The sequence below is a fragment of the Burkholderia sp. Bp9012 genome (assembly GCF_003853825.1).
GTDB lineage: Bacteria > Pseudomonadota > Gammaproteobacteria > Burkholderiales > Burkholderiaceae > Burkholderia > Burkholderia diffusa.
Genome location: NZ_QTQA01000007.1, coordinates 191412 through 205954, shown reverse-complemented (window position 1 = coordinate 205954; position 14543 = coordinate 191412). Strand labels below are relative to the sequence as shown.

At 68.7% G+C, this 14543-nt stretch carries 12 protein-coding genes and 1 pseudogene; 3 read left to right on the top strand and 10 right to left on the bottom strand.

Going from position 1 to position 14543, the window contains the following annotated elements:
• Positions 1-278: 278 nt before the first annotated feature.
• Entirely contained in the window at positions 279-689 is a 411-nt protein-coding gene (locus tag DIE11_RS12085; protein ID WP_124623962.1) for a hypothetical protein, read from the top strand.
• Positions 690-1191: 502 nt separating this feature from the next.
• Here the strand turns inward: DIE11_RS12085 and DIE11_RS12080 are convergent.
• From DIE11_RS12080 to DIE11_RS12060, 5 genes and pseudogenes are all read right to left on the bottom strand, one after another.
• A complete protein-coding gene (locus DIE11_RS12080; RefSeq protein ID WP_124623959.1) occupies positions 1192-2127 on the bottom strand; it encodes a universal stress protein in 936 nt (311 codons plus the stop codon).
• Positions 2128-2383: 256 nt separating this feature from the next.
• A pseudogene (locus tag DIE11_RS12075) lies at positions 2384-2836 on the bottom strand (amino acid permease); the annotation flags it as partial.
• A 45-nt stretch (positions 2837-2881) separates the two neighbouring features.
• Entirely contained in the window at positions 2882-3907 is a 1026-nt protein-coding gene (locus DIE11_RS12070) for a DedA family protein/thiosulfate sulfurtransferase GlpE (RefSeq protein WP_059599472.1), read from the bottom strand.
• 166 nt (positions 3908-4073) lie between these two features.
• On the bottom strand, positions 4074-4580 hold the full coding sequence (locus tag DIE11_RS12065; protein WP_124623956.1) for a cupin domain-containing protein: 507 nt from the start codon (positions 4578-4580) through the stop codon (positions 4074-4076).
• A gap of 356 nt (positions 4581-4936) precedes the next feature.
• Positions 4937-5407, bottom strand: a complete 471-nt coding sequence (locus tag DIE11_RS12060) for a universal stress protein (RefSeq protein ID WP_124623954.1) — start codon at positions 5405-5407, stop codon at positions 4937-4939.
• Between the two features lie 319 nt (positions 5408-5726).
• On the opposite strand from DIE11_RS12060, the gene DIE11_RS12055 reads away from it, so the two are divergent.
• Positions 5727-7838 carry a PAS domain-containing sensor histidine kinase gene (locus DIE11_RS12055; protein WP_124623951.1) on the top strand — a complete coding sequence of 704 codons (2112 nt, stop codon included), beginning with the start codon at positions 5727-5729 and terminating at the stop codon, positions 7836-7838.
• Complete coding sequence (locus tag DIE11_RS12050) at positions 7835-8482, top strand: response regulator transcription factor (RefSeq protein WP_059599433.1); 648 nt, start codon at positions 7835-7837, stop codon at positions 8480-8482. The genes DIE11_RS12055 and DIE11_RS12050 overlap by 4 nt, the downstream gene beginning before the upstream one ends.
• Positions 8483-8533: 51 nt before the next feature.
• On the opposite strand, the gene DIE11_RS12045 is transcribed toward DIE11_RS12050, so the two are convergent.
• The 5 genes from DIE11_RS12045 to lhpH form a co-directional block, all read right to left on the bottom strand.
• Positions 8534-8938 carry a lysozyme inhibitor LprI family protein gene (locus DIE11_RS12045; RefSeq protein ID WP_059599432.1) on the bottom strand — a complete coding sequence of 135 codons (405 nt, stop codon included), beginning with the start codon at positions 8936-8938 and terminating at the stop codon, positions 8534-8536.
• A 271-nt stretch (positions 8939-9209) separates the two neighbouring features.
• Positions 9210-9539, bottom strand: coding sequence for a DUF4148 domain-containing protein (locus tag DIE11_RS12040; protein ID WP_059599431.1), 330 nt, complete (start codon positions 9537-9539; stop codon positions 9210-9212).
• Positions 9540-9814: 275 nt separating this feature from the next.
• Positions 9815-10690: a PilZ domain-containing protein gene (locus tag DIE11_RS12035; RefSeq protein ID WP_124623948.1), complete on the bottom strand. Its 876-nt coding sequence runs from the start codon at positions 10688-10690 to the stop codon at positions 9815-9817.
• Between the two features lie 78 nt (positions 10691-10768).
• Positions 10769-13339 carry a penicillin-binding protein 1A gene (locus DIE11_RS12030; RefSeq protein WP_185633746.1) on the bottom strand — a complete coding sequence of 857 codons (2571 nt, stop codon included), beginning with the start codon at positions 13337-13339 and terminating at the stop codon, positions 10769-10771.
• A 196-nt stretch (positions 13340-13535) separates the two neighbouring features.
• A complete protein-coding gene (gene lhpH, locus DIE11_RS12025; protein ID WP_124623943.1) occupies positions 13536-14543 on the bottom strand; it encodes a trans-3-hydroxy-L-proline dehydratase in 1008 nt (335 codons plus the stop codon).

Sequence of the window (14543 nt, the reverse complement as noted above, 5' to 3'; positions counted from 1 at the left end):
CGATGATCACCGGCCGCGATTCGTCTGTTCGAATGCACCGGGTCGGGGTGCCGCACATCGCGTGACGGCCCGCCTTGCGCCGCCGCAACCGATCGTCGGCCCTGCGTGTCAGCGGATTCCGATACCGCGCGCGCAATGTCTGACAGCGACTTCAGCCCGCGCCGATTGGCAACGCGACCTGGCCGGCGGATACTGACATCATGAACCAAGCGTTCATACCCGGTCATCGCTCAGCCGGCCATCGAGCCGGCACGCGGGGTCGGGCGCAGGAGACCATCATGGCCCATCGCAACTTCCCGGCGCGGGACGGACAGCGGCGCACACGCATGCTGTTCGCGACTGCCGCGCCGGTCGCAATCCGCCCGCCCGACGATCTCGACGCGTTGCTCGCGCTCGCGCGCGAATCGGGCTTACTCGTCACGCTCGACGGGCAGATCGGCCGCGAGAAATACCAGAGTGTCGCGGGGTCGGTGCTCGCGCTGCAGCGCTTCGCCGCCGCCCTCTGCGCGCGGGCCGGTGCCGACGCACCGGTCGTCGTGATGCCGCGCCGCAAGACGCGCCCCGGCTGGCCACGGCTGCGCAATCGCATGCCGGGCGGACGAGGACGGCTGCATGGCGAGCGTCGGCGCGCACGCGTATGCCGCGGCGCCCGCAGCCGGCACGACCTGCGAGCGCCTCACCGCGTGTAAAGACCGAAAGAAGCCGAACGCAACCGATGCGGCACGGGGGCTGCGCGATGGAGACGAAGGCTGTCACGCCAATCGGCAACGACCGCTGCACGCCAGCACATCGCGTGCCGCCACACGCCGTTCCGCACGGCGGCATCGGGCAAAACAATACCTGCGAGGAAAGTAGTTTGCACGGGGCCAGGAAGCGGACGGGGTGAAAATCACCCCGTCCGTCGTTCCAAGGCAGCCGTCGGCTGCCTACCCTCGCGCCAGAGAGTTCGTGATCGGCTGATGCGCCACGCGCTGCGTGGCACGACTCCGGAAATCGGTTGAAGCGCGAACAACAGCGTCGGATATGCGCCCGTTCGCGCGGCTCTCGACCCGACGTGTCGAATCGCCGCGTCGCACACGGACGACGCGCAACCCGCCGCCCCGGACGTTCTGTCACCATCTCATGCGAGGCGCACGGCGATTCTGATCCAGATCAACGAAAGTCCGCTTCGCCACCATTGCGTCGCGATTTTCACTCCGCGCCGCGCACGAGCAGCACCGGCACCTGCGCGAGATGCGCGATCCGGCGCGCCACGCTGCCGATCAGCCAGGCGGCGATGCCGCGCCGGCCGTGCGTGCCGACCACCAGCAGTTCCGCATGCCAGTGCACCGCGTCGCGCATCAGCGCATGGGCGACGTCGTCGCTGGTCGGACGCGTTTCGACAATGCCGCGCTTGGTCGGGTTCCCCGTTGCATGGAACAGCGGGCCGATCCGTGCCAGCGCATCCTCGCCCTCCGCGCGATACGCATCCTCGAGCGCGCGCACCGGCACGAGATCCGTCAGACGAACCGCGCGATCGACGACATACGCCGCATACAGCAGCGTCGTCGGCGCCGCGAAGCCGAGCCCGACGCGCACTGCATGCAGCGACGGCTCGCTGCCGTCCACGGCGAACATCAGGCGCTGCAGCGGTCCTTCCGACGGCCGCGTGTAGTTGGCGGGTACGATCAGCAGCGCGCAGCGTGCGCGCGAGGCCAGCGTGTCGGACACCGCGCCCTCGACGAGCCGCAACAGTCCATGGTGCGGATTGGCGCCGACCACGAGCACGTCGGCGTGCGATGCCGACGTGTCGTTCGCGAGTGCATCGGCCACCGTGCCGCCCGTGACCGACGTATCGATGATCACCTGTTCGATCTCCGCGCCGCTCCCGGCGAACAGTGCCGCGATGCGCTCGAGCGTGGCCTGCGCTTCGCGCGTCATCTCCTCGCGCGCCGAGGTCAGCAGCGCGTCGACGCGCGGAATGTCGGGCAGCACGAGACGCGGATTGTCGATCGCGCAGACGATGCGCACCTGCATGCCGGGACGCAGCAGCGTGCGCATGTAGCGCGCGGCGGCCAGCGACTCAGGCGTCAGGTCGACGGCCAGCGAAATTCGAGCGAGCGGCGGGATGGTCGGGCTGGATTGCATGGCGAAGGTCTCCTGGCGGACGCGTCGTCGCGGACGACGACCGGAGCTTCGCGCGGGCGGCTGCGCGCGGCGGACGAACGGCCGACGCGGTCGCAGGGAACGGCGGACGGCCACGCGAAGCGTGGACAAGCGATTCAAACAGCATATGTCGTCCGGCCCCCACGTGCATGATCGCGATCAATACACGTGCGGGCCGCGATGCGCCGCCGCGCGCGCGGCGCGCGGCGCGCGGCGCGGCGACTTTTGCCCGGTTTGCTTACGACTTCGTCGACGCGGGCGCGCCCGCGCGGTTCGCATAGAACACCGCGAATGCGATGCCGAGCAGCACGATCCACGCCGGGCCGATCACGAGCGCGACACGCGTGTCCGGCGTGAAGGCCATCAGCACGACGACCAGCGCGAGAAACCCGAGCGCAATGAACGAACCGAGCGGATAGAACGGCACGCGGATCGGCAGGCGCGCGATCCTGTCGGCCGACAGCGTGCGGCGAAAGCGCATCTGTGCGATCAGGATCACGCACCACGTCCAGATCGCACCGAACGTCGACACCGACGTCAGCCACGTGAACACCTGCTGCTGCGCCAGATAGTTGAGCAGCACGCCGATCAGCAACAGCGCGACCGACACGGCGACGCCGTACACCGGCACACCGTTGCGGTTCACGCGACCGAGGCTGGCCGGCGCCTGGCCCTGCTGCGCGAAAGTGTGAAATCGGAGGCGAAATCGGGATGTGCGCGGAATCCCGCGCACGATTTATTTCGACAACGTCGCCCGCACCGTATATTCGCCTGCGAGCGCCGTATGCTCTGGCCGCACGAAATACCTCGATGAATCGAGATCGGCCGGCAGCGGCTCGACCGGATAGCCGTGCTTCTCCCACGCGTCGAGCCCGCCCTTCAGCGCCTTGATGTTGTGAAGCATCTTCTTGCGCTGCATCTTCGCGATCAGACGCTTCGCCGTTGCCTCGTTCGGGCACACGCAATACACGACGATCGGCCGCTTCAGCAGTTCCGGATCCAGCAGGTCCGGCGAATCGAGATCGACGGGCACCGCGCCGGCGATCCGATACGGCTCGCGTTCGCGAATCGCGCGTGGCCGCGCATCGAAGATCAGCGGCGGCTCGTTCGATGTCATCATTTCGACGAGCTGAGGCGGGGAGATGCGCACCTGCGCGAGGTAGCGCCGGAACTGCACGCGGCGCACCCAGCGGTAGAGCAGGAACGTGATGAAGATCGCGAGGAACGCGTCGAGGATCGTACCGCCGCTCGCGCGCACCCACAGCACGAACTGCACGATCTGGTCATGCACGGCCGCGCCGCCGATGAGCCAGAACGCAGCCCACAGCGACGCGCCGGCCAGATCCCAGAACAGGAACACGCCGATGCCGATCGCGGTCGTGCCGAGCAGCGGCGCCGACACGAGGCCGAGGCCCGGCAGGAATTTGGAGAGGACGAGCAGCGGCGCGCCGTATCTTTCGAATACATTACGCGCGAAGCGCAGCGTCGTGTCGAGCGACAGCGAGAATCGCACGAGGCCGTTCAGCAAGCGACGGCCGCGCGTACGGCCCATGAAGAACCACAGCGAATCGGCAAGCATCGTCGCGCCGATCGCCGCCGCGAACATGCTTGTCCAGGACGCCTGCCCCATCGCCGCCATCGTACCGCCGAGAATCAGCATCGGCACGGCCGGCACCGGCACGCCGAGCTGCGTGATCAGTACGCTCGCGAACACGGCCCACGGGCCGAGCGACGAGGGAATCGCAATGGGAAAGTGCCACACGGCGGCGCTCCTGAAAGACATGCTGACCGTGCCACGGGGGAGGCCGTCGATACGGCTGACAGCGATCGCCGCGGCACGTCCGCGGCCGATCCTGCACAGTCGTGCATTCTAAACGGGTTTGGCCGGGACCGCGCGGAACAGCTACGGTTGGAGGCGGCCGCCGCGCTCACGCGTCGGGGCGCTGCGCGAGCCCCGCCACGTATTCCGCGTATTCGGGGAACGTGGCGGCCAGTACCGTCGCGTCCGCGAGTTCGAATTCCGCGAACTCGAACCCTGGTGCGACCGTGCAGCCGACGAGCGCGACGTGCTCCGGCGACGCGCAGCGCGCGCCGAACCAGCGCCCGGCCGGCACGACCGCCTGGAATACGGTGCCGGGATGCGTGAGCGGGTTGCCGAGCCGGTGGATCGTCAGCCCCTCGTGCTCGTCGAGCACCCACACTTCGAGCGGATCGCCCGCGTAGAAGTGCCAGACCTCGTCGGAACGGATCCGGTGCCACGACGAATACGCGCCGTCGCACAACAGGTAATAGATTGCGGTCGACGCCGCGCGTGGCGCGCCGTCGGCCGGACGCACGACCGTGTCGGCCGCACGGTAGGTTTCCCGAAAATAGCCGCCCTCGGAGTGCGGCTGCAGATCGAACTGGTGAATCAGGTCGGCGGCGGAGATCGGCATGGCGGATGACGTCGGTGAAGGATTGAACCGGGCACGCGACGCACGGCCCGGCCAATCGGGAACCCCACCGGCCGACGTCGCGTGCCGCTGCGTCGATCGCCGCGGCCATGCACGCGGCGACTGGATCGCGCGCCGAACGCGGCGCGCGACGATGAAGCGAACACCGGGCGATGCTGCCAGAAGTGCGGGACGCGACGCAACCAGCGCTACGCGATCACACCGTAGCGACGCAGCGGCGCAAGATATCGGCGGCACGTCGATCGATGCAGCGGACGCACCGCCGCACCCGCCGTCACACTGCCATCCGCGCGACAGCCGCCTGCCCGCCGCTCACGGCGCGACGCCGCACCGCGTCGTCACGCAGTCGGCGCCGCGGCCTGCTCGTCGTGGCGCACCAGCAGCACGGGCCGATCGGCCGCGCGCAGCAGCGATTCCGCGACGCTGCCGAGCAGCAGCCGGCGCAGGCCGTGCCGCCCGCTCGTGCCCATCACGATCAGATCGGCGCCGGCCTCGGCCGCCGTGCGCATCAGCACCGCGGCGATGTCCTCCCCGTACGCGTCGAGCGCGCGCACGGTGCCCGGCACGTGCCGCTGCGCGAGGGCCGCCTTCGCATCGTCGAGCACGAGCGTCGCCGCTTCGGCTGCCGCCGCGTCGCCGTCGTGTTCGGCCGCGAAGCCCGCATCGACGTCGACGAGCTGCGGCCGGTGCTCGACGACAAACGCGCACGTGACCTCGCCGCCGGATGCCGCCGCGATCCGGATCGCCTCGTTCAGCGCGAGACGCGCACTCGGGCCCCCATCGAGCCCGACGAAAATCCGCTTGTACATGGTCCGCCCTCCGACCGGAAGCCCGTCGCCCATCGCGCGAACGACGCCCCCGTCACCGCAAGCCGGCCCGATGCCGGCTCGCCTGCCGAACAGTCTGCCCCACGTGCGGACGCACCGGTTGACGCGTGTCAATCGCGGCCGGAACGCCCGCTGCACCGCCTGGTTATCTCATTTTTAACTGACCCTATTACAAAAAACGTGTAAAACGCGCACAATTTCATCTTGAAAATAGATGCCGCACGCGGCCGGTGCGATTTTTCCCGGTTATACCGCGCCGCCCGAGTGCCACGGGCGGCCCCGACACCAGAATGGCCATCGAATGACCGCCAGTGGAACCCCGCCGCGTGACGCCCGAGGGCCCACGCGCTTCCAGACCATGTTACGCCAGCCGCTCGCGGCTGGCGTCGTTGCGCTGTTCGCGGGCGCGGCGCTGTCGCTCGGCGTTGCGCTGCTCGTTCGCGAGCAGTGGCAAGGCGCCGTCCATACGCGCTTCGAGCGACGCACGACGCACGTGACGGCGATGCTGCGCCACGAGCTGCAAGCCGCCGTCGCCGTGCTCGAAAGCACGCGCGGCGCGTTCGCGCTCGCGCCACAGATGACGCCCGAGCAATGGCGCCGGTATGCCGACACGCTCGAGCTCGACAGCGGGCGTTCGCCGATCCGGCAGTTCGGCTATGCGCCGCTGTCGCCCGCGGCGCGCAGCGCCCTCGCCGGCCACGCGCCGATGCCGGCCGGCCCGCTCGCGGTGGCGACGCTCGGCGCGCCCGCGTCGAGCTCGGCCGGCGTGCGCTTCGGCGCGCCGGATCAGGCCCCCCTCGCGCGCACGCTGCAGACCGGCGATGTCGCACTCGGCATCCATTCGGCCGACGACGACACATCCCGCGATGCGCGTACCCTCACGCTGTTCCTGCCCGCCACGGCTCCATCGCGCACGACCGCCGCACAGTCCGGCGCCCGTGAAACCGGCGCCGACGGCGTGCTGTTCGCGCAGGTGAGCCCGAATCGCCTGATCGAGCGCGCGCTCGACGCGGAGCGCGGGCTCGACCTGAGGATGAGCGCCGGCGACGATCCTCGGCCGATCGCGAGCGCCGAGACGACGACCGACGAGGCTTTGGCATCGCCCGACCTGATGCGGCGCAGCGACCAGCTGAATTTCGGCGGGACCGTCTTGACGCTCGCCTATTCCGCAGACGGCCGCCCGAGCGCGACCGGCGCGCAGCGCGCGGCGGGCACGGTGCTCGCCGCAGGGTTGATCGCGTCGTTCGCGTTCGCGGCACTCGTCCATGCGTTGCTGCGCGGCCGCGCCGGCACCGCGGATACGGGCGCCAGCAGCCGCGGCATCCTGAACGAGGCGCGGATGATGGGCATCATCCGTTCGTCGATGGAAGCGATCATCACGATCGACGAGAAGCAGACGGTCGTGATCTTCAACCCGATGGCCGAACAGGTATTCGGCGTATCGGCGATGGAGGCGATCGGCGCGCCGCTGTCGCGCTTCATCCCCGAGCGGTTTCGTGCCGCGCATGCGAAGCACGTCGACCAGTTCGGCGTGACGGGCGTGTCCGAGCGGCAAATGGGCCGTCAGCGCGTGCTGTTCGGGCTGCGCGGCAACGGCGAGGAATTCCCGATCGAGGCGTCGATCTCGCAGATCCGCGACGCGTCGGGCAAGCTCTACACGGTGATGCTGCGCGACATCACCGAACGGCAGCGCGCCGAGAATGCGCTGAAGCAGTCGCGCGAGGAACTGCGCGAGCTGTCGGCGAATCTGCAGAACGTGCGCGAAGAGGAAAAGACCCGCATCGCGCGCGAACTGCACGACGACCTCGGGCAGCAGCTCACCGCGCTGAAGATGGACCTGTCGGTCATCGAGCAGCAACTGCGCACGCCGAACCGTGCGCAACCCGACGACGACGTGCTGTCGCAACTGCAGGGCATGCGCCGGCTGATCGACGCGACCGTCGCGTCGGTGCGGCGCATCGCAGCCGATCTGCGCCCCGTGATGCTCGACGATCTCGGCCTCGTGCCCGCGATCGAGTGGCTGGCGAACGACTTCACGAACCGCTACGGCATCGACGTCGAACGCCACATCGAAACGGGCGGGCTCACGTTCACCAGCACCGGGGCGACCACGCTGTTCCGGATCGTCCAGGAAGCGCTGACGAACGTCGCGCGCCATGCGGATGCGACGCGCGTCGCGCTGCGGCTCGACATCGAGGAAGGCTTCTGCGTGCTGCGCGTCGCGGACAACGGCCGCGGCGCGGCACCGGGCGGCACCGCCCACGAGGACAAGTCGTTCGGCCTGATCGGCATTCGCGAACGCGCACACATGCTGGGTGGCAGCGTGACGATCGATACCGCGCTCGCACGCGGCTTCTCGATCACGGTCGCGTTCCCGCTCGGCACCGTTCAACAGGAAACCACCCTCACATGATCAAGGTGCTCATCGCCGACGACCATACGCTCGTGCGCGACGGTCTGCGGCACATTCTCCAGAACGCCACCGCATTCGAAGTCGCCGGCGAAGCGTGCGACGGGCCGTCGACGATCGCGCTGATTCGTTCGACGCCCGCGCAGGTGCTGGTGCTCGACCTTTCGATGCCGGGCCGCAACGGCGTCGAGCTGATCAAGCAGATCAAGGACGAGAAGCCCGCGCTGCGCGTGCTCGTGCTGACCATGCACGCGGAACAGCAATACGCGGTGCGCGCGTTCCGCGCCGGCGCGTCGGGCTACCTGACCAAGGAAAGCGCGAGCGCCGAACTGGTCGGCGCCGTGACCAAGGTTGCAGCGGGCGGCGTCTACGTGAGTCTCGCGATGGCCGAGCAGTTCGCGCAGAGCCTGAACGAACCGGCCGAGACGCTGCCGCACCAGCGGCTGTCCGATCGCGAGTTCGACGTGTTCCGCCGGATCGCCGCCGGACAGACACTGACCGAGATCGCGCAGGCGCTGTGCGTGAGCGCGAAGACGGTCAGCACCTACAAGACCCGGATTCTGGAAAAGATGCAGATGCCGCACGAAGCGGCGCTGGTCCGCTACGCGATCCGGCACAAGCTGCTCGACGAAGCGGACGACGTCTAGGCGCACCGTGCCGGCCGCGCGGCGTGCGGGCCAGCCGGACGTTGCACGGCCTTACTTCCCCGGCACCGGACAGGCCAGATCGCCTTCCTCGCAGGACAGATAACCCTTCAGCGTCTCGTTGCGCGTCTTGGTCAGATCGTCGAGGCAGGTCGACACGACCATCGGATACACGCTGCCGCCTTCGGCGTTCGCGCTGGAGAAGTTGCATTCGGCGTCGCGGTAGGCGATCCATGCGCGCTGCGCGTTCACGAGTTTCTCCGCGAGCGGCTTCGCATCGCGCAGCCGTGCGGTGACGGCCTGGTAAGTGCGGTTCAGGTCCGCGTCGGATTTCTTGTACGCGCGATCGGCGCACGCCGTCATCGCCGCCTGATCCGTCGCGTCGGCACAATTCGCCTGCGCATGGGCAACGTTCGCCGTCAGCGCCAGCGCGCACAGCAGACCGGTCAAGACACGCATGGATGCTCCTGTTTGTTTTCGTTGAAGTCGTGGAACGTGATGCCGGGCTTGCCGCCGCGCCTCGGTGCGCGACCTCGCCGGCCGATGGGCGCGACCTCCGTCGCGGCCGCCGCAGCGTGGCAATGCCGACCGCGATGCTAGCGCACACGCGATGGATTGTCAGCCCGCGCCACGCTTGCCGCGCACGCAAAAAAGCCCGCACTCGACACGAGTGCGGGCTTTTCGCTACGGCTTTGCAGGCGGCCCGGCGGCCGCGCGGCGAACGGCTTGCTTAGTGACCGAAGTACACCGACGAACGATCGGCTGCTGCCGGCACGACCACGCGCTGGCCCGACTGCGACGACGCGACCGGGCTCGGGCCGTAACCCGTTGCGTCAGCCTGCGCACCGGTGTTCTGTGCCGCGGCGATCTTTGCCTGTGCGGCCTGGATGTTTTCCGGATAGTTCATCCAGTCGTTCGGGTTGTAACCGGCCTTTTCGAGCTGGACCAGCTCGGCACGCACTTGCGCGCGCGTCAGCGGCTGCTGGTTCGATTGGGCGAACGAGACGACCGGTGCGGCCACCAGAGCGGCCAGTGCAACTGCCTTGATCAGCGATTTCATGATGCGTTACCTCCAGATTGTTTTGTCAGGCGCTTCGGACTCGGTAGTCGTTGCGCATGAATGAAAGTCTAGGAGGCTTGCCTATCAGGGTAAATACTTAAATCGCAAATTCACTGTTGACCGAATCCGTACAATTGCCACGCATTCGGTCGAAACATCAGAGGATTATGGCCGCATCCGAACCCAATATGCGGCAGCATGCTTTCGCCCAAGGATCGACTCGCCGGGCCGTGGACAACCGCGCCGCGGCTGCCAGGTTTGCCCCGTTCAAGGCATCAGCGAACCTGATCCGCGTCAGTGGCCCCCATGGACAGGTCGAACAGCAACGCCTTGAGGCGAATCCGGTCGTCGGCAGCCGTTTCGTCGAATGCCGCGTGGTGAAGCGCCCAGCCCGGCACCGCCGGATCGGCATGCACCGCGCGCACCGTGCCGTCGAGCGTGAGCAAGGCGACACGGTCCTCATCCGTATACGGCAACTGCACGTGCAACGGCTCGCCGGCCGCCGCGAGCGCCCGGTCGAGCGCGATCGACAGCCCGTTCAGGCTGAGATCGCGAACGATCCCGATACCCTCCGCGTGCACCGGCCCGCCCGTGCAGCGGGCCGCGATCCGTACCTGGACGCGCGGCTCCGCGCGCGTGCGCAGCCGGTCGACGAAGCCCGGCGGCGAAAGCACCATGAACGGCGCGGCGCCCGTTGACTGCACCGCTTCGACCGTCGCGCCGAATCGCGACACCGCCGACCGGCCGATCGCAACTGCCTCGACGTCGTCGCCGCGGGCAAAGTCGAGCACGACCGCCGGCTGCGGCTCGACGAACAGCGCACCCGATGCGCCGATCCCGATCAACCGGCAGCGCTGCAGCACGCGGGTCGCGCCAACCCGCCGCCGGATGCCGATCGCGGCGCCGGCCGACAGCCCCATGCGCGCGGCCGCCGGCACGGTGTCGGGCGCCGGCACGGCGGGCTCGGCGTCATCGCGCCGGCGGACGGGCTGGAAGTGATCGAACAGGAAAGCATGCTGCGCGGGACCGTGCAGCGTCGTGCCGGCGGGCAGCAGCGCGGCACCGCCCGCATCGTAGAGATCGAAGCCGAGCGGTACGCCGGCGGGGACGTCATCGCGCGCGAGCGCGACGTGATCTGTGATGTGCCGCATCGGAAGGGCGCGGAGCGACCGCGCGAGCTGTCGTGACAACGTTATTACGGCAGCATCGCGCGAAATCTGAACGTCTCGTTACTCCGAACCGCTGGTCGCGCTGGGTGAAACCGGCGCCGGGGCCGGAGCCGGAGCCGCCGACGGAGCCGGTACGGCCGACGGTGCGGCCGGGGCGGAGCCGAGGCCCCCGCTGCCCGTGTTGCCCGCAGGCGTCGCGCTGCCTCCCGCCGCCGTCGGCTGCGCGGCCTGCGGTTGCGACGCGCCCGACGACAGCGCGGCGGCCGATGCAGCCACCTCGGACGCCGGAACCCACTCCTCGACGATGCCGCCGGATGCCGCCTCGGGCGCCGACGCAGCCGATGCGGCCGACGCCACGGCGGCGTCCGCCTCCGGCTGCCGCTCGATACGCTGCGTTCTGACGGGCGCCGGCGCCTGCTTCGGCTCGGGCCCGAACCACCCGTCGAACAGATCCGTCACGCGTTCGCGCACCGACGCGAACCAGCCGGGCGACGGCTCGGTATCGAATTTCAGCTTCGCGTCGACGATCCGGGCGCGTTGCGCGCGCTGGAAGAAGTCGCCGACGATCGGCAGTGCGCTGTGCGCGCCTTGCCCCCAATAGTCGCTGCGCAGCGTCACGCGGCCGTCGTCGAAGCCGACCCACGCGCCGGCCACCAGCCCGGGCTGCATCAGGATGAACCAGCCGTCCGCATTGTCCTGCGTGGTCCCGGTCTTGCCGGCCACGTCGCCGCGAATGCCGAAGCGCGTGCGGATGCTGCTGCCGGTGCCGCGCGTCACCACGTCGCGCATCACGCCGAGCAGCGTCTTGTCGGTCTCGGCGTCGAGCGCGCGCTCGGGCGGCGCCGGCGCATATTCGGCGAGCACGTCGCCCTGGCGGTTCTCGATGCGCGTCACCATCTGCGGCTCGAGGTACAGCCCGCCGTTCGCGATCGTGGCGTACGACGCGACCATCTCCTTCAGCGTCACCGGGCTCGTGCCGAGCGCGAGCGACGGCACGCGCTCGAGCGGACTTTCGCGCACGCCCATGTCGCGCGCGAGCCGCGCCACCGCCGCCGGTCCGACCTTCTCCATCACCTGCGCGGTGATCCGGTTGCGCGACAGCGCGACCGCGTCGCGCAGCGTCATCGGTTTGCCCGACGGCGGCGCGTCGTCATTCGGCCGCCAGATCTCGCCGCCCTTCAGCGGAATCTCGACCGCCTGGTCGATGAAGGTGTCGTCCGGCTTCATCCCGTTCGCGAACGCGACGCCGTAGACGAACGGCTTGAAGGTCGAGCCCGGCTGACGCCGCGCCTGTGCGACGTGATCGAACGGCTCGTTGGTGAAATCGCGGCTGCCGACCCACGCGCGGATCTGCCCGTCACGCGGATCGATCGCGACGAAGCCGGCCTGCACGTCGGTCTTTGCCTTGCACAGCGCGCGCATGAAACCGCGGTCGGCGGCGAGTTGCTTCATCGCGACGGCATCGTTCTTGCCGGCATCCTGCGCGGCCTTGTACTCGGGCGACTCGCGCATGAAGGTGCGGAACACCTCGTTGTCGGTGCCGCAACCGTCGCGGCCGCTCCACGCGTTGTTCGCGATGCCCTGCAACTGGTTCGCCTGCAGCGTCAGCGCCTGGGTCGCCATCTGCTGCAGCCGCGAATCGATCGTGGTGCGCACGACCAGCCCGTCCGAGTAGATGTTGTAGTCGTTGCGGTCGGCCCAGCCGATCAGCCATTTGCGGAGTTGCTGCGCGAAGTGCGGCGCAGGCCCGGGCGGTTCCTTCTGGCGCTCGAAATCGATGCGCAGCGGCCGGCGCTGCAACTGCGCGAACTGCGCCGGCGACAGCTTGCCGTACTTCACCATCTGGCCGAGCACCGTGTTGCGCCGCTGCAGCGCGCGCTCGGGGTTCAGCACCGGGTTGTAGTAGCTGTTGCCCTTCAGCATCCCGACGAGCGTCGCGCTGTCCAGCACGTCGAGCTCGTCGGCCGACTTGTCGAAATAGGTACGCGCGGCCATCTCGACGCCGTACGCGTTGTACAGGAACGGCACCGTGTTCAGGTAGGTCTCGAGGATCTGGTCCTTGCTGTACACGGCCTCGATCTTCAGCGCGGTGATCGCCTCCTTCACCTTGCGCGTGAGCGTCGGCGCGCGGCCGATCTCGTCCGGATACAGGTTGCGTGCGAGCTGCTGCGTGATCGTCGAGCCGCCCTGGCGGCTGCCCGAGAACGTATGGAGCGCGGCCGACGCCGTGCGCTTCCAGTCGAGGCCGTGGTGCTCGTAGAAGCGATGGTCCTCGGTCGCGATCAGCGCGTCGACCATGTGCGGCGAGATCTGCTTGAGCGACACCCATTCGCGGTTCGACGGCTTGAATTCCGCCAGCACCTTGCCGTCGGCGGACAGCACCTGCGCAGGCTGGTCGACGCGTGCCTTGCGGATGTCGCCGATGCCGGGCGTGAACGGAATCAGCACCAGCACGTACAGCAGCAGCAGCGCCGGCACGGCGGCGGCCGCGCGCAGCACGCCGCGGCGCGTCGGATGACGGAGATGGCGCCAGGCGATGGCCAGGACACGCTTGACGGGCACGGCGGCAGCGGCCGCGACGGGTTGGGCGCGCGCGACCCATTTGGCACAGAGGTCACGCACTGACGACACGTTTCGGCGATTCACGCGGGTGGGGGATCTGCTGGAAAGGCTGCATCGTACCAAAACTCGCGCGGCCCACCGGCCCGCGGCAGTCCCGGGCCCGTGCGAACGGCGCCGGATCGCGCATCTTTACAACAAAAAAGGCGCGCGCCCCGTAAAGGAACCGCGCGCCAAGCCTGGTACAACCGGGTGCCGTACGCGACGCTCAGCGCACGAGAAAACCGTAGGTCAACGGATCGCGCTCGTCGACGATCCAGTTCGCGAACCCGCAGATGTGCGCGCTGCCCTCCACTTCCGGGATCACGGCCGAAATATCGCCGACCGTCGTTTCGCGCAGCACGCGCCCCTTGAACACCGTGCCGACGATCGACTCGTTGACGAGCGTGTCGCCGGCCGCCAGCAGGCCGCGCTGGTACAACTGCGCGACGCGCCCGCCGGTGCCGGAGCCGGTCGGCGAGCGGTCGACCTCGCGATCCGCGAACACGCAGCAGTTCGCCTGTGTCGAGTCCGGATGGCGCGGCGCGTTCGCGATGATCGTGCCGTAGATATGGTTGATGTCGGGGATCTCCGGATGCACGACCGGATATTTCGCGTTCGCGGCGGCCTTCACTTCGGCGCCGAAGCGGATCAGTTTTTCCACCGCTGCTTCGCGCACCGGCAGGTCGAACGGCGCGCCGTCGACGTAGAAATAGAATGCGCCGCCGTACGCGATGTCGCCGGTCACGGTGCCGAACGACGGCGTGTCGACCGACACGTCGCGCAGCCAGATGAACGACGGCACGTTGACGAAGCGCACCGGCCCCGCGTGTTCGCCGTCCCATTTCACGAACGCCTCGATGAAACCGCACGGCGCGTCGATGCCGACGCGCGTCTCCGGCACCGTGCGCTGCACCCAGCCGAGCTCGACCGCGGCGGTCGACAGCGCGATGATGCCGTGTCCGCAATGGTCGCTGTAGCCTTCGTTGTGCACGAATATCACGCCGAAATCCGCGTTCGCCGACACCGGCTCGGTGAGGTAGCCGCCGTACATGTCGGCGTGGCCGCGCGGCTCGAACATCAGCGCCGTGCGGATCTCGTCGGCGTTCTCCTTGAGCCACGCGCGGCGCTTGACGATCGTGTCGCCGGGCAGGCGCGGCAGCCCGCTCGTGACGATGCGGAACGCTTCGCCGCCGGTATGGACCTCGACGGTGGAAATGGATCGGGAAATTTTCAT